We start from the raw sequence: 15,002 nt of genomic DNA on the forward strand, positions 1-15,002 counted from the left end.
GCTAGGCGGGGAGCCGATCATGGCGATTGTAAATTTTCCCGCCCGCGTGCAAAAATCTTGCGTGCCTCTCGACGAGATCGACCACCTTCTGCTCGACCTCGTCCAGGCCGACGCGGCCCGGCCCCTGCACGACCTGGGCGATGCCGTCGGCCTCTCCCCGAGCGCGGTCCAGCGGCGGCTGACCCGGCTGCGCGCCGCGGGCGTGATCCGCGCCGAGGTCGCCGTGCTCGATCCGGAGACGCTCGGCGCGGGGATGACGTCGGTCATCCTGGTCGCGCTGACCGACGACGACGAGAAACACCACACGGCCTTCCGCGAGCGGATGCTGGCCGAGCCCCGCGTCCAGCACTGCTACAGCATCGTCGGGCAGTGGGACTACGTCGTCGTGCTGCTCACCCCGGACCTCAAGGCGAGTCGGTACCTGTCCAGGAAACTGTTCGACAAGCACGTCAAACGGTTCGAAACCCTGCCCGCCTTCGAGGTGGTCAAGTCGAGTCAGTCGGTGCCGGTGCCCGGCGTCAGCCGTGGATCCGGCCGCTGAGCTCGGCGAGCCGCGAGCCCGAACCACTCCACCGCAGCGCGATGATCTCCGCCGCGATCGACACCGCGGTCTCCTCGGGGGTCCGCGCGCCGAGATCGAGGCCGATCGGCGAGGACAGCCGTTCAAGTTCCGCCTCGGTGACCCCGGCTTCCCGCAGCCGCGCGAACCGGTCGTCGTGGGTCTTGCGCGAGCCCATCGCGCCGACGTAGCCGACGTCGAGCCGCAACGCGACCTCCAGCAGCGGCACGTCGAACTTCGGGTCGTGGGTGAGCACGGCGATCGCGGTCCGGCCGTCGACCCGGCCCGCTTCGGCTTCGGCCTTGAGATAGCGATGCGGCCAGTCGACGACGACCTCGTCGGCGTCCGGGAACCGGCTCTTCGTCGCGAACACGGGCCGCGCGTCGCAGACCGTGACCTGGTAGCCGAGGTACGCACCCATCTTCGCCATCGCGGCGGCGAAGTCGATCGCGCCGAAGACCAGCAGGCGCGCGGGCGGTTCGAAGGAATTGACGAAGACCGTCATCCCCTCGCCGCGGCGCTGCCCGTCCGGCCCGTAGTGCAGGGTGCCCGTGCGGCCGCCGGCGAGCATGCCGCGCGCGTCGTCGACGACGGCGTCGTCCATCCGCGACGAGCCGAGCGACCCGGCGACACGATCCGGCCAGACGATCAGATGCTCGCCGACCAGGCCGTCCCGTTCGTGCTCGATCACCGTGACCACGGCGACCGGTTGTCCACTGTGGACCGATTCGACGACCTCGCCGAGCTCCGGCATCGAGTCGCGGTCGATGTGCTGGACGTAGATGTCGATGATCCCGCCGCAGGTCAGCCCGACCGCGAACGCGTCGTCGTCGGACACGCCATAGCGCTGCAGCACGGATGCGCGTTCGGCGACCACCTGCTGGGCGAGCTCGTAGACGGCGCCTTCGACGCAGCCACCGGAGACGCTGCCGGTGACCGTGCCGTCCGGGGCGACGAGCATCGCCGCTCCCGGGCTCCGCGGCGCCGACGAGAACGTCGCCACCACGGTGCCGACCCCCACCGTCTCGCCTGCCGCCCAGCGGCGGTGCAGTTCGTCCAGTACGTCACGCATCGGCGATCTCCACCAGCAGTCGTTCCAATGTGGCCAAGCTGTGCCCGGCGAGCAGCCGATCGAGGTACGGGAGCGCGGCCACGATGCCGGACTGCACGGGAGCGTAACCCGCCCGCCCCGCGTGCGGATTCACCCAGAATACGACGTGCGCGAGCCGCCGCAGCCTGGCGAGCTGCTCGCCGAGCAGGCCGGGGTCGCCCCGTTCCCAGCCGTCGGAGAACACGGTGACCACGGAACGCCTGGCCACACCGCGTTGTCCCCATCGGTCGAGGAACGCCCGCAGGGTCTCGCCGAGCCTCGTCCCGCCCGCGAAATCGGGGACCGCGGCGGCCGCGGCGAGCATCGCGTGCTCGGGATCGCGCAGCCGGAGCTGACGGGAGACCCTGGTGAGCCGGGTGCCCAGGGTGAACACCTCGACCCGGCCCGGAGCGCGCCGCGCCACGACGTGCGCGAACCGCAACAGAGAGTCGGCGTACGGCCCCATCGAGCCGGAGACGTCGATCAGGAGGACGACGCGACGCGGTTTGACCCCTTTCCGCCGGTACGCCAGGCGCACGGGCTCGCCGCCCCCGGCCAGCATCGCGCGGAGCGTGCGTGACGGATCGAGCGTGCCCCGCCGGGCCGCGCGACGGCGCGGGGACGACCGCAACGGAAGCGCCGGGCGCAGTTTCGCGAGCAGTTCCCGCAGGTGAGCGCGTTCGGCGACACTCAGCTCGGCGAGATCCCGGTGCCGCAGGATCTCTTCCTCGCTTGCCGCCACACGGAGCTCGTCGGGATCCGCACCGGACTCGCCATGGCCCGCCTGCGCGAGCGTGGCGATCCTGGCGCGCTTCGGGGCCGCTTCCCTGCCGCGCCGCCGTGACCCGGTTTCCTTTTCGGTGAACCAGCCGTCAAACGCGGCGTCGTAGCGCGGAAGGTCGTCGGGATCCGCGCACAGCGTCAACCGTCCGGCCCAGTACAGCTGGTCCGGATCGGCCAGATCGATCTCGCCGACGGCTTCGAGGTACGCCCGCACTCGGTGCGCGTCGCACGGCAAACCGGCTTCGCGCAATGCCTCCGCGAAGCCGACGAAGCCCGCCAGTGGATCTCTCACTCCTCCATTGTGCGCGCGTTTCGTCCTCTGGATGCGAAGAAGACCTAAGTCCTGAGGCCCGCGATGAGGACGCCGACCATCTTGCGCGCGTTGTAGCGCGGATCGCTTTCGGCGCCGATGCAGAGGTTCCCGACGCCGCGCATGACTTCGATCGCCTGCAGATCGGAGCGGATCTCGTCCGCTTCCGCCGCCGCGTCGAGCAACCGGGCGCACACCGGCAGGAGGGTGTCGAGGAAGTAGGTGTGCAGCGTCTCGAACCCGGCGTTGTCGGACTGCAGCACCGCCGCCAGACCGTGTTTGGTGACCAGGAAATCGACGAAGAGGTCGATCCAGCGCCGCAGGGCTTCGTAAGGGGAATCGCTCGACGCCAGCAGCTCCGGCCCGGCTTCGGCGCACGCGTCGACCTGATGCCGGTAGACGGCGATGATGAGGTCGGCCCTGGTCGGGAAATGCCGGTAGATCGTGCCCATCCCGACACCCGCCTTGGCCGCGATGTCGCGGACCGGCGCCTCGACGCCCGAGGTGACGAAGACCGCGGCGGCGGCGTCGAGCAAGGTCTTCTCGTTGCGGCGGGCGTCCGCGCGTTTGGCCTTGGTGCCCTCTTCGCTCATCACGCCACTCCTCTGCCACCGGCCTGGACAAACAGAACGTTGCTCCGTATCGATAGCGGAGCAACGTTCCGCTTGCCCATTTTGCCATGGCGGACATCGTCATGCAGTACCGCACCATGGGCGAAACCGGCTGCTGGCGCTCAGGCGAGCAGTTTGTCCAGCTTGGCCCGGACCCTGTCCAGGTCTTCGCTGTACTTGAGCACCGAACCGAGGGTCCTGGCGGCGGTCGCGGCGTCCAATTCGGACATTCCGAGGGCGAGCAGCGCCTGAGCCCAATCGAGGGATTCCGCCACCCCAGGCGGTTTCAGCAACTCCATCGCGCGAAGCCGCTGCACCGCCGTCGCGACCTGTGTCGCGAGCGCCTCGCCCAGGTTCGGGATCTTGCGGCGCAGGATCTCGATCTCGCGGCCGAGGTCCGGATGTTCGAGCCAGTGATAGAGACAGCGGCGCTTCAGCGCGTCGTGCACCTCCCGCGTCCGGTTGGAGGTGAGCACCACGAGCGGCGGATGTTCGGCGCGCACCTCGCCGAACTCGGGGATCGTCACCGCGTTCTCGTCGAGGAGTTGCAGCAGGAAGGCTTCGAACTCGTCGTCGGCGCGGTCGATCTCGTCGACCAGCAGGACACACGGCGCGGTCTGCAACGCTTTCAGCAGCGGCCGGGAGAGCAGGAAACGTTGGGTGTAGAGGGACTGTTCGGCGGCCTCGACGTCGAGGCCGCCGTCACCCGCGGCTTCCAGCGCCCGCAGATGCAGCAGTTGGCGGGGGAAGTCCCATTCGTACAGTGCCTGCGCCGCGTCGATCCCCTCGTGGCACTGGAGCCGGATGAGCGGCATGCCGAGCGCTTCGGCCAGTCCGAGCGCGAGCGAAGTCTTGCCGGTGCCCGGTTCCCCCTCGCAGAACAGTGGGCGGCCGAGCGCCACGGCGAGGAACCCGGCCGTGGCGATGCCGTCGTCGGCGAGGTAGCCGACCGTTTCGAGGGCTTCGGCCAGTTTCTCGGGCGATTCGACGGTCACGTGCCGATCGTAAGCCTCGGTGAGCCGGAGATCAGCCCGGAAGATCCTCGCGGCGGTCCACGTCGTGCCCGCTGCCGAGGTCACCGCATTCGACGAGCCGCAGGTCCTCGCGGCCCTTGAGCCAGTCGCGGGCGCCCTTGTCCCCGGACGCGCCCGCCACGATCTCCGGCCACCATCGGCGGCCGAGTACGACGGGATGGCCGGGAACGCCTTCGTACGCGGCACGAGCGACGGTGCTCTCGTCGGCCCCGGCCGCGACCCTGCGGACCACGTCGGCGCCGACGCCGGGCAGATCCACGAGATGCACGACGGCGGCTTCGGCATCGGTCCCGGTGAGCGCCCTCAGGCCCGCCCGCAAGGACGCGCCCATGCCGGACTCCCAGTCTTCGGCCACGACCGCGGTCTCGGGGTCGGGCAGGAGCGCGCGGACTTCCGCGGCCGAAGCACCCAGCACCACCCGGACCGGCGCGCAGCCCGCGTCGGTGAGCACCCGCAACGCCCGCACGACGAACGGCTCGCCGTCGAGGACGGCCAGCGCCTTCGGCCCGCCGAACCGGCGGCCCGCTCCGGCCGCGAGCAGCAGCCCGGCGACCTCAGTGGCGGATGGTGAACCCGCGTCCGCGATCGCGTCGGCGGGGCGAGGCCTGGTCTGGCCCCTCACCTTCACCGGCAAGGGCGCCCCGCCACCGCGATGGCGGGGCCTTCGGCCGGGCGGGTTCACGCCGTGGGTCCGTTTCCCGAGTTCATCCTCAGCTCCGCCGCCAGGCTCAACCATGCCGCGCTTTGGTGGGCGGCGCCGAGGCGAGGTCGGTCTCGATGGCGCGTGCCGCCGCGAGCAGCGGCGGCAGCAGTTCCTGTTCGACCGACTCACGTGTGGTGCGGCTGGCGTGGGTGGAGAGGTTGACCGCGGCCACGACCCTGCCCCGCCGGTCGTGGATCGGCGCGGCGATCGAGCGGAGACCCTCTTCGAGTTCCTGGTCGACCATCGCGTAGCCCTGCTCGTAGACCCTGACCAGTTCGGCGAGCAGTTCCTCCGGCCGGCTCTTGGTCCGCGCGGTGAGCTTGTCGAGCGTCGCTTCGGAGAGGTAGTCCCGCAGGTCTGCGTCGTCGAGACCGGCCAGCAGGACATGCCCCATCGACGTCGCGTGGGCCGGGAAGCGGGTGCCGACGTTGATGCTGACGGTCATGATCCGCGAAACGGCCACGCGCGCGACGTAGACGATGTCCCTGCCTTCGAGCACCGAGACCGAACTCGACTCGTGCACCTCGGCGGAGAGCCGCTCCAGATGCGGCTGGGCGACCTCCGGGAGCGACAGGCTCGACAGATACGAGTAGCCGAGTTCGAGGACCCGCGCGGTGAGCGAGAAGTATTTGCCGTCCGTGCGCACGTACCCCAGGTCGACGAGGGTGAGCAGGAACCGGCGGGCGGCCGCCCTGGTCAGCCCGGTGGAGCGGGCCACGTCGCTCAGGGTGAGTTCCGCCGCGTCCGCGTTGAACGCCTTGATCACGGCCAGCCCGCGCTCCAGCGACTGGACATGATGCGCCCCGCGCTCGGTCACCTCGCCTTCGTCCATATGAGAACCCTAACTGCCTCCCTTTTCCTGGGCGGCGGGCTCACCGAGTTCGGCCAGGACCCGCTGGGCCACGGCGAACGCGGTGTTGGCCGCCGGGGCACCCGTGTAGACGGCGGTGTGCAGCAGGACCTCGGAGATCTCCTCAGCAGTGAGTCCATTGTGGACGGCGGCGCGGACGTGCATCGCGAGCTCGTCGTGGGCGTGCAACGCGGTGAGCGCGGCCAGGGTGACGCAGCTGCGGGTCTTGCGGTCGAGCCCGTCTCGCGACCAGACCGATCCCCAGGCGCCCCGGGTGATGTAGTCCTGGAACGGGCGGCTGAACTCGGTGGTGCGGGCGACCGCCCGATCGACGTGCGCGTCCCCGAGGACCTCGCGGCGCACCTTCATGCCGGTCTCGTAGGTGTCGTCGGTCATCGGGCGGCCTCCAGGTGTTCGAGGATCAACGCGGTGAACCGCTCGGGCTGTTCGAAGCTCCCCAGATGCGCGGCGCCTTCGACGACTTCGAGCCGCGCGTCCGGGATGCCGCCCGCGATCACCTCGGCGTGCTCGACCGGCGTGGCCGGGTCCTCGGCCCCGGCGATCACCAGGGTCCGCGCCGCGATCTTGGGCAGGTCGCCGACGAGGTCCATCCTTTCGATGGCCTGGCAGGACGACGCGTAGCCCTCCGCCGGGACGCTCGCGATCATCTCGCGCAGGTACCCGGCACGCTCGGGGTGCGCGGCGGCGTAGCCGGCGGTCAGCCAGCGGCCGACCCCGGCCTCGGCGATCGCGCCGGTGCCCTTCTCCCGGACCGTCTTGGCCCGGTCCGCCCACATGCTCGGCGGCCCGAGCTTCGCGGACGTGCAGCACAGCACGAGACTCGCGATGCGGTCCGGCGCGTTCACGCCCAGCCACATCCCGGTCATCCCGCCGAGCGAGAGCCCGACGACATGGGCACGCTCGGCACCGTGCTCGTCGAGCAGCGCAAGCAGGTCACCGCCGAGATCCGCGAGGGTGTACGGCCCGGGTGGGACGGGCGACGCGCCATGCCCGCGGGTGTCGTACCGGATCACCCGGAAACCCTGCTCCACCAAGGGTTTCACCTGCGGCTCCCACATGCGGTGATCGCTGCCGAGCGATCCGCTGAACACCACGGCAGGACCGTCCGCAGGCCCTTCCGCGACGCTGTGGACTTTCACCGGCTCAGACATCGAAGAACACCGTCTCCCCCTCGCCCTGCAACCGGATGTCGAACCGGTAGCCGCCGCTGTCCTTGGTAGCGATCAAGGTCCCTCGGCGGGCCTCCGGGACCGACGCCAGCACCGGATCCCCGGAATTGTCGTTGTCCTCGAAGTAGATCCGGGTGACCACCCGGTGCAGGAGTCCGCGGGCGAACACCGAGACGTCGATATGCGGGGCCTGCGTGCTGCCCGCCGGACCGGGCAACGAACCGGGCATGATCGTCCGGATCTCGTAGCTGCCGCTCGGATCGGTGGGGCAGCGGCCGAAGCCCCGGAACCCACCGGCGACGGCTCCGCGCGGATCGTCGGGGTGATCGAACCGGCCGTCGGCGTCGGCCTGCCAGGTCTCGATCATCGCGTCCGGGACGGGTTCCCCCGCGCCGTCGAGGACGCGGCCGTGGATCCGGACCGCGGCGGGCTCGTCCGCGGGGACGACGTCCGGCCCGTCCGGCCAGGGCAGGCCGATGGACAGGTACGGGCCGACGGTCTGGGAAGGCGTCGTCTCCGGCATCAGTGCTCGTCCTCCTCGTCTTCGAAGACCGAAGCCTCGCGGCCGCGCACGACGATGTCGAATTGGAAGGCCAGCGCCCACTCGGCTTCCGTGCGGTCGAGGTCGAAGTGCGCGATCATCCGCTGCCGCGCCTTCTCGTCCGGGATGGAGTTGAAGATCGGGTCCTGCGAGAACAGCGGGTCTTCCGGGAAGTACATCTGGGTGACCAGCCGCTGGGTGAACGCACTGCCGAACACGGAGAAGTGGATATGCGCCGGCCGCCAGGCGTTGTCGTGGTTCTTCCACGGGTACGCGCCCGGTTTGATCGTGGTGAAGGTGTAGCGCCCTTCGGAGTCGGTGAGCGTCCGGCCCGCGCCGTCGAAATTCGGGTCCAGCGGCGAAGGCCAGCGGTCACCGGTGTGCCGGTACCGGCCGCCCGCGTTCGCCTGCCAGATCTCCACGAGCGAATCCCGGATCGGCCGTCCGTCGCCGTCGAGCAGCCGTCCGGTGACGATGATCCGCTGGCCCTGCGGCTCCCCCGCGTGCCCCTTGGTGAGGTCGTTGTCGAATTCGCCGATCCGGCCCGGCCCCAGCGCGGGACCGGTGACCTCGGTCAGCAGATGCGGGAGCACGATCAACGGCTCCTTCGGGTGCCGCAATGCCGTCGACCGGTAGCCGGCGGAGTCGAGCGGCGGATGCGTGCCCTCCGGATCGCGCCGGTAGCGCGGGAGCCTCAGTTCTGCGGGTGCGGACATGGTTTCCCTCCAGCGCGGGTCAGCGGATCACTGGGCTTCGAGGACGACGGCCAGCCCCTGGCCGACGCCGATGCAGATGGCGGCCAGGCCCCACCGCCCGCCGGTGCGGCGCAGGTGGTGGGCCAGCGTGCCGAGGATCCGGCCGCCGGAGGCGCCCAGCGGATGCCCGATCGCGATCGCGCCGCCGTTCACGTTGACGATCTCGGGGTCGAGCTTCGACCAGTCCCGCAGGCAGGCCAGCGACTGCGCGGCGAAGGCCTCGTTCAGTTCGACGGCCGCCAGGTCTTCCCAGCCGATTCCGGCCCGCTCCAGGGCGATCTCGGCCGCGCGCACCGGGCCGATGCCGAAGACGTCCGGATCGACGCCCGCCGCGCCCCGGCCGGCGATCCGGGCCAGCGGCGCCTTGCCGAGCCGTTTCCCCGCCGCCTCGTCACCGAGCAGCAGCGCGGAGGCGCCGTCGTTCAGCGGCGACGCGTTCGCGGCCGTGACCGTCCCTTGTGGACGGAAGACGGGCTTGAGCTTCGCGAGCTTCTCCGGGCTGGAGTCCGGCCGGATGCCTTCGTCGCGGGTGAGCTCGACTCCCTCGACGGGGACGACGTGGTCGTCGTAGAACCCCTCGTCCCAAGCGCGGGCGGCGTTGACGTGGCTGCGGACGGCGAACGCGTCCTGCTCGTCGCGGCCGATGCCGTAGCGCTCGGCGAGCTGCTCGGTGGACTCGCCCAGCGAGACCGTCCACTGCTCGGGCATCTTCGGGTTCACCATGCGCCAGCCCAGCGCGGTGGAGTGCAGGGTCTGGTTGCCCGCCGGGAAGGCCTTCTCCGGTTTCTGCATGACCAGCGGCGAACGGCTCATCGACTCGACCCCGCCCGCGACGGCGAGCGAGGCGTCGCCGACCTGGACCGACCTGCTGGCCTGCATGACGGCGTCGAGACCGGAGCCGCACAGGCGGTTGACCGTGGCACCGGGCACGGTCGTCGGCCAGCCCGCGAGCAGCGCCGCCATCCGCGCGACGTTCCGGTTGTCCTCGCCGGCGCCGTTGGCGTCGCCGAGCACGACCTCGTCGACGGTGGCCGGGTCGAGATCGTTGCGCTCGGCCAGCGCCCGCAGGACGGTGGCGGCGAGGTCGTCCGGGCGGACCCCGGACAGGGCGCCGCCGTACTTGCCGAACGGGGTACGGATGGCGTCGAACAGGAAGACGTCGGTCATGCGCTCGCCCTTGTGAGGTCTCGGAGGATGCGGAGTTCTGCCTCGGTCGGCGCCGGGGTGGTACCCAGGTCGCCTGCCACCTTCAGTTTCCACCCGGTCGCCGCGACGACCTGATCGACCTCGACCCCGGGGTGCAGCTCGGTCAGCGTGAGCTCGGCGGTCTCCGGGTCGGGCCGCATCAGGCCGAGGTCGGTGACCACCAGCGTCGGCCCCGCGCCGGGGAGGCCGAGGCGCTCGCGATCGCCCTTGCCGGTGCCGTGGCCGAACGAGGTCACGAAGTCGACCTTCTCGACGAAGGTGCGGGTGCTCTGCCGGAGCACCACGAACACCTCGCGGCAGGAGGCGGCGATCTCCGGGGCGCCGCCCGCCCCCGGGAGACGCACCTTGGGATTGGCGTAGTCCGGGCCGATGACGGTGGTGTTGATGTTGCCGAACTTGTCGAGCTGGGCGGCGCCGAGGAAGCCGACGTCGATCCGGCCCGGCTGGAGCCAGTAGTTGAAGACCTCGGGAACGCTGACCACGGCGTCCGCGGTGTCGGCGAGTTCGCCGTCGCCGATGGACAACGGCAGCCTGCTCGGCTTGGCGCCGAGGCAACCGGATTCGTAGATGAGCGTCAAATTCGGCGCGTGCCCGCGGCGGGCCAGGTTGGCGGCCGTGCTCGGCAGCCCGATACCCACGAAACAGGACATCCCGTCGCCGAGCGCGCGAGCGGCGGCGACGCTCATCATCTCGTCGGAGGTGTACTCGGTCATGCCTTCACTCCCGTCAGCTCGTCGAGCCAGCGGGTGAAGCTCTCCCTGTCCCGGCCGATCGCGTCCCATGCCTGGTAGGCGTCGTTGTCCCGTTCGTAGTACCCCGCCGCGTACGACGGCCTCGCGCCGCCGGGCACCTCGGCCACGGCGGTGACGGCCCACGACGGCAGGACGATCGCGCCCGGCCGGGGCTCCAGTTCGTCCACGATCTCCTCGACGGTGACCAAGGACCGCTTCGCCGCGAGCACCGCCTCCTTCTGCACGCCGGTGATGCCCCAGATCTGGACGTTGCCGGACCTGTCCGCGCGCTGGGCGTGGACGATCGTGACGTCCGGATTGAGGGCGGGCACGGCGGCCAGCCGCTCTCCGGTGAACGGGCAGGTGATGGGTTTGATCGTGTCGGTGTGCGCGGCGAGATCGGTGCCGGTGTACCCGCGCAGGACCGCGAACGGCAGGCCCGAAGCGCCGGCGACGTACCGATTCGCCATGCCCGCGTGACTGTGTTCCTCTATCTCCAGCGGTACCGGCCAGGAGTGCTGGACGGCGTCACGGAACCGGTGCAGCGAGCCGACCCCGGGGTTGCCACCCCACGAGAAGATCAGCTTGCTCGCGCAGCCCGCGCCGATGAGCTGGTCGTAGACGATGTCCGGGGTCATGCGGACCAACGTCAGGCCGCTGCGCCGCTGGCGGATGATCTCGTGCCCGGCGGCCACGGGGATGAGGTGCGTGAAGCCCTCCAGCGCGACGGTGTCCCCGTCGTGCACCAGCCGTGCCACGGCCTCCTTCAACGAAAGCAGCTCAGCCATCCCCACTCCCGGCTTGATCGAAGCGCGTGTTCGTATCGCGCACACATGTTCTGCATATGAACATAGCACAGCCGACCCGATCATGGCACTGCTTCGACCCGGTGAATCCGGCTCAGCCGGCGCGACCGCGCAGCCAGGTGCGGTATCGGCGAAGCGCGACGGCCTGCAGCACCGTTTCCACCACCAGCGCCAGTTTCGGGTCCACGCCGGGCTTCGTCTGCCATCCCGCACCGAGACGGCGCAACTGCCGTCGAACGCGGGCCATGCTCGCGGCGGACGCGACGGCGTCTTCGCCGAACGGGGCTTCGAGCAGACGATCGTCAGCCCCCAGGGCGGACGATCGCCGCTCGAACCCCGATCGCTGAAGTTCCCCGCCTACGACAAGACCGCCAAGGCCTGGCGTGCCGACCCGGAACGGATGGCACTGCTGGAGAACACCGCCGCGCCGGACGAGATCGACCCGGCGGACTTCGACGCGATCTACTTCACCGGCGGCCACGCGGTCATGTACGACTTCCCCGACAGCGAGGGACTGCAACGGATCACCCGGGAGATCTTCGAACGCGGCGGCATCGTTTCCTCCGTCTGCCACGGCTATTGCGGCCTGTTGAACACGACGCTGTCCGATGGCTCCCATCTCGTCGCGGGCCGCAAGGTCACCGGCTTCGCCTGGCGCGAGGAAGTCCTCGCGAGGGTGGACAAGCTCGTGCCCTACAACGCCGAAGAAGAGATGAAGAAGCGCGGCGCTCTCTACGAAAAGGCGAAGCTGCCCTTCGTCTCCTACGCGGTGGCCGACGGCAACCTCGTCACCGGCCAGAACCCCGGATCCGCGAAGAAGACGGCAAAGAAGGTGGCCGATCTCTTGTGATCAGCCACCCGAGGACGACGGCTCCCCCGCGCAGGGGAAGCGCCTCCCTCATAGCGGGGATTTCCGTATTTGGGATACCAACCGTCGCCCACTAGGCTTGACCACGTGACCTCGAAGATCGCGGTGACCCGGTGGATCCCCGACGAAGCGCTGAAAGTGCTCGCCGAAGCCGGGGAGGTGAAACTGTCGCGCGCCGACCGGCCGCTGGCGCGGGACGAACTGCTCGAGTTCGTCCAGGGCGCTTCCGCGATCGTCGGCATGCTGCACGACCGGCTCGACGGCGAGGTCGCCGACGCGGCGGGTGCGGGGCTGAAGGTCGTGGCGAACGTGGCCGTCGGCTACGACAACGTCGACGTCGCGGCGCTGACGGAGCGCGGGGTCACCGTCACCAACACCCCCGGCGTGCTCACCGACGCCACCGCCGATCTGGCGTTCGGGCTGATCCTCGCGGTCACGCGGCGGCTCGGCGAGGGCGAACGGCTGATCCGCTCGCGAACCCCGTGGTCGTTCCATCTGGGTTTCCTGCTCGGTGCCTCACTGCAGGACAAGACGCTCGGGATCGTCGGACTCGGCCAGATCGGGCAGGCGGTCGCGCGGCGGGCGCTCGGTTTCGGCATGCGGATCGTCTACTCGGGACGATCGCGGGCCGCCGAAGACGTCGAGAAGACCCTGGGCGCGAAGTACGTGTCCTTCGGCGAACTGCTGCAGAGTTCCGACGTCGTGTCGCTGCACTGCCCCCTGACTCCGGAGACCCGGCACCTCATCGACGCGGACGCGCTGAAGTCGATGAAACCGGACGCGTACCTGATCAACACCACACGCGGTCCCGTCGTCCACGAGGCCGCGCTGGCGGACGCGCTCGAAACCGGCGAGATCGCCGGAGCGGGCCTCGACGTCTTCGAAGCCGAACCCGAGGTCGAACCGCGCCTGCTGAACCGTGAAAACGTCGTCTTGACGCCGCATCTGGGATCGGCGACGGTCGAGACCCGTACCGCCATGGCCGTGCTCGCGGCCGAGAACGTCGCGTCGGTGCTCACCGGCGGAAACCCGCTGACGGAGGTTCGTCCATGACTCGTGTGGTCATCGCGCCCGACAAGTTCAAGGGAAGCTTGACCGCGGTCGAGGCCGCGGAGGCGATCGCCCACGGCGTCCGCGACGCGCTGCCCGAAGCCGAGGTCTCCTCCTGTCCGGTCGCAGACGGCGGCGAAGGAACACTCGACGTCCTCGTCGCGGCAGGCGGCCGTCTCGTGGAACTCCCGGTCCGCGGGCCGCTCGACGACACCGTCGAGGCGCGCTACGTGGTGCTCGACGGAACGGCCTACATCGAATCGGCCCGCGCGTGCGGGATCGAATTCGTGGAGCCGAGCCCGGAAGTGGCGCTAGCCGCGCACACCTGGGGGGTCGGCGAACTTCTGGCGCACGCGCTCGACAACGGCGCGCGGCGCCTGGTGCTGACCGTCGGCGGGACGGCGAGCACCGACGGCGGCGCCGGGATGCTGGCGGCACTGGGTGCCGGGGTCTTCGACGCGTTCGAGGCGCCCGTCGGGCTCGGCGGCGGCACGCTGGGCCGTGTCGCGCTGGCCGAACTCGGCCCGGTGCGCGAACGGCTCGGCTCCGTCGAGGTCGCCGTCGCCACCGACGTGACGAACCCGTTGCTCGGGCCCCGTGGCGCGGCCGCGATCTTCGGCCCGCAGAAAGGCGCGGGCCCGCGCGAGGTCGAGCAGCTGGACGAGTCCCTGTCCCGCTGGGCGCAGGCGTTGCGGAACGCCGGAGCCCCCGATGTCTCCGATCTTCCCGGAGCGGGCGCGGGCGGCGGGGTCGCCGCCGGCGCGATCGCGGGGCTCGGCGCGAGCGTCGAATCCGGTTTCCAGCTCATCGCCGGGCTCACCGGGGTCGCCGGCGCCATCGAACGCGCCGACCTCGTCATCACCGGCGAGGGCTCACTGGACGAGCAGAGCCTCGACGGCAAGGCCCCGGCGGGCATCGCGGCCCGCGCGCGGGAGCACGCGGTGCCGCTGATGGTGCTGGCCGGACGGATCCAGCTGGACCAGAGCCAGCTCGCCAGCCTCGGGGTCGTGGGCAGCGCCGCCCTGATCGACCACGCGCCTTCGCTCGACCACGCGCGTGCGCACGCGGCGGAACTCCTGCGCGAGCGGGCCGGCGAGCTGGTCCGCGCCTGGGCCCGGACTTAACCCCGCCGGGCTCAGCTGCCAGGCTGGGGCTGAGCCTGCGGGAGTACGGCGAAGGCGACTTCGCCGGTTTCGTCCTGCTGGACGTCGAGGACCTTGTCGTCGAGCAACGCGGCCGCTTCCGGCTCCAAGAACACCTTCGGGCCGCCGTCGGCGCCGAGGACCTTGTCGCCGCTTTCCGGTTCGGGGGCGACGGAAACCGCGAGCTGGGGACTGTCCCCCTGCTGGGAATGCATCGCGAACCGCAGGCCGCCTCCATCCTGGCCGTTCTCCTGGCCGGTCAGTGCGGTGATCGCCTCGGCGGCGGCTTCGGTGACTGTCAGCATCTCTGCCCTTCCTTCGTCGCGGTCTTGCACTTGACCGACCACGCTAGGGGCTGTCGGCACGGCCCGCCGTCTGAGTGAAGATCACTTCTCGCCGACGTCCGGCTCCTCCTCGGCCAGCCGCATGGCGTGCGACTCCCCTTCGTGGATCTCCGCGGGCGTTGTCCCGAAGCGGTCTGCCCCGCTCCAGTGCTCGGGCGGTTCGACACCTTCCTCGAGCGGGTCGACGCGGAGTTCGTCCTCGTCGAGCGCCTCGCTGGGATCCAACGTTTCCGGCTCCGCGGTCTCACGGTCGCTCATCGGCCGCTCCCTCCTGGTCGGACGTTGGCCGGGGCGTGCTGTACTCGACCCGGCCCCTGTGGCTTACCCGGCGTCTCCGCAGGCCAAACGGCGGTGCTGTCGCGGGGATCACAGTTTCTCAGGTGGTTCATTACCTTCACAAGTTTGTGAAACAAGGAGTAGCGTCGTCGG

The 15,002-nt window shown here is 70.4% G+C and carries 19 protein-coding genes; 4 read left to right on the plus strand and 15 right to left on the minus strand.

All coding sequences use genetic code 11. The features are described from left to right. The first annotated feature begins 61 nt into the window (after positions 1-61). Positions 62-541 carry an Lrp/AsnC family transcriptional regulator gene (locus DMH01_RS01180; RefSeq protein WP_125673272.1) on the plus strand — a complete coding sequence of 160 codons (480 nt, stop codon included), beginning with the start codon at positions 62-64 and terminating at the stop codon, positions 539-541. Here DMH01_RS01180 and DMH01_RS01185 read toward each other — a convergent pair. From DMH01_RS01185 to DMH01_RS01245, 13 genes are all read right to left on the minus strand, one after another. Continuing rightward, entirely contained in the window at positions 519-1,631 is a 1,113-nt protein-coding gene (locus DMH01_RS01185) for an XdhC/CoxI family protein (RefSeq protein ID WP_125673273.1), read from the minus strand. The genes DMH01_RS01180 and DMH01_RS01185 overlap by 23 nt on opposite strands. Next, entirely contained in the window at positions 1,624-2,724 is a 1,101-nt protein-coding gene (locus DMH01_RS01190) for a VWA domain-containing protein (protein WP_125673274.1), read from the minus strand. Before DMH01_RS01190 ends, DMH01_RS01185 begins: the two co-directional genes overlap by 8 nt. Positions 2,725-2,768: 44 nt before the next feature. Further along, the gene (locus DMH01_RS01195) at positions 2,769-3,335 is read right to left on the minus strand and encodes a TetR/AcrR family transcriptional regulator (protein WP_125673275.1); all 567 of its coding nucleotides are present in this window, start codon (positions 3,333-3,335) and stop codon (positions 2,769-2,771) included. A 140-nt stretch (positions 3,336-3,475) separates the two neighbouring features. Next, positions 3,476-4,348, minus strand: a complete 873-nt coding sequence (locus DMH01_RS01200; RefSeq protein ID WP_125673276.1) for a MoxR family ATPase — start codon at positions 4,346-4,348, stop codon at positions 3,476-3,478. A gap of 31 nt (positions 4,349-4,379) precedes the next feature. Continuing rightward, entirely contained in the window at positions 4,380-4,973 is a 594-nt protein-coding gene (locus DMH01_RS01205; RefSeq protein WP_233621426.1) for an NTP transferase domain-containing protein, read from the minus strand. Between the two features lie 142 nt (positions 4,974-5,115). Beyond that, a complete protein-coding gene (locus DMH01_RS01210) occupies positions 5,116-5,922 on the minus strand; it encodes an IclR family transcriptional regulator C-terminal domain-containing protein (RefSeq protein WP_125673278.1) in 807 nt (268 codons plus the stop codon). Positions 5,923-5,931: 9 nt separating this feature from the next. Continuing rightward, positions 5,932-6,336, minus strand: a complete 405-nt coding sequence (gene pcaC, locus DMH01_RS01215; RefSeq protein WP_125673279.1) for a 4-carboxymuconolactone decarboxylase — start codon at positions 6,334-6,336, stop codon at positions 5,932-5,934. Further along, positions 6,333-7,112 carry a 3-oxoadipate enol-lactonase gene (gene pcaD / locus DMH01_RS01220; protein ID WP_125673280.1) on the minus strand — a complete coding sequence of 260 codons (780 nt, stop codon included), beginning with the start codon at positions 7,110-7,112 and terminating at the stop codon, positions 6,333-6,335. Before pcaD ends, pcaC begins: the two co-directional genes overlap by 4 nt. Further along, positions 7,105-7,653: a protocatechuate 3,4-dioxygenase subunit alpha gene (gene pcaG / locus DMH01_RS01225; RefSeq protein WP_125673281.1), complete on the minus strand. Its 549-nt coding sequence runs from the start codon at positions 7,651-7,653 to the stop codon at positions 7,105-7,107. Before pcaG ends, pcaD begins: the two co-directional genes overlap by 8 nt. Continuing rightward, positions 7,653-8,387 (minus strand): protocatechuate 3,4-dioxygenase subunit beta, encoded by a 735-nt coding sequence (gene pcaH, locus DMH01_RS01230; RefSeq protein ID WP_125673282.1) that lies wholly within the window; start codon positions 8,385-8,387, stop codon positions 7,653-7,655. Before pcaH ends, pcaG begins: the two co-directional genes overlap by 1 nt. 27 nt (positions 8,388-8,414) lie before the next feature. Continuing rightward, positions 8,415-9,593 (minus strand): thiolase family protein, encoded by a 1,179-nt coding sequence (locus DMH01_RS01235; protein ID WP_125673283.1) that lies wholly within the window; start codon positions 9,591-9,593, stop codon positions 8,415-8,417. Beyond that, on the minus strand, positions 9,590-10,345 hold the full coding sequence (locus tag DMH01_RS01240) for a CoA-transferase subunit beta (protein ID WP_125673284.1): 756 nt from the start codon (positions 10,343-10,345) through the stop codon (positions 9,590-9,592). Before DMH01_RS01240 ends, DMH01_RS01235 begins: the two co-directional genes overlap by 4 nt. Then, on the minus strand, positions 10,342-11,151 hold the full coding sequence (locus tag DMH01_RS01245; protein WP_125673285.1) for a CoA transferase subunit A: 810 nt from the start codon (positions 11,149-11,151) through the stop codon (positions 10,342-10,344). Before DMH01_RS01245 ends, DMH01_RS01240 begins: the two co-directional genes overlap by 4 nt. Before the next feature lie 13 nt (positions 11,152-11,164). Between DMH01_RS01245 and DMH01_RS01255 the strand changes: the two genes are divergently transcribed. The 3 genes from DMH01_RS01255 to DMH01_RS01265 all read left to right on the plus strand — a co-directional run bounded on the left by DMH01_RS01255 (position 11,165) and on the right by DMH01_RS01265 (position 14,211). Then, positions 11,165-12,019, plus strand: a complete 855-nt coding sequence (locus DMH01_RS01255; RefSeq protein ID WP_233621369.1) for a type 1 glutamine amidotransferase domain-containing protein — start codon at positions 11,165-11,167, stop codon at positions 12,017-12,019. Between the two features lie 105 nt (positions 12,020-12,124). After that, the gene (locus DMH01_RS01260; protein WP_125673286.1) at positions 12,125-13,090 is read left to right on the plus strand and encodes a D-glycerate dehydrogenase; all 966 of its coding nucleotides are present in this window, start codon (positions 12,125-12,127) and stop codon (positions 13,088-13,090) included. Beyond that, entirely contained in the window at positions 13,087-14,211 is a 1,125-nt protein-coding gene (locus tag DMH01_RS01265) for a glycerate kinase (protein WP_125673287.1), read from the plus strand. The genes DMH01_RS01260 and DMH01_RS01265 overlap by 4 nt, the downstream gene beginning before the upstream one ends. Before the next feature lie 11 nt (positions 14,212-14,222). Here DMH01_RS01265 and DMH01_RS01270 read toward each other — a convergent pair whose 3' ends face one another. Together DMH01_RS01270 and DMH01_RS01275 are read right to left on the minus strand one after the other, a co-directional pair. Beyond that, on the minus strand, positions 14,223-14,534 hold the full coding sequence (locus DMH01_RS01270) for a hypothetical protein (RefSeq protein WP_005153325.1): 312 nt from the start codon (positions 14,532-14,534) through the stop codon (positions 14,223-14,225). 81 nt (positions 14,535-14,615) lie between these two features. Next, positions 14,616-14,831, minus strand: coding sequence for a hypothetical protein (locus DMH01_RS01275; protein WP_125673288.1), 216 nt, complete (start codon positions 14,829-14,831; stop codon positions 14,616-14,618). Positions 14,832-15,002: the final 171 nt, after the last annotated feature.

The sequence above is a fragment of the Amycolatopsis sp. WAC 04182 genome, assembly GCF_003947465.1.
Taxonomy (GTDB): Bacteria; Actinomycetota; Actinomycetes; order Mycobacteriales; family Pseudonocardiaceae; genus Amycolatopsis.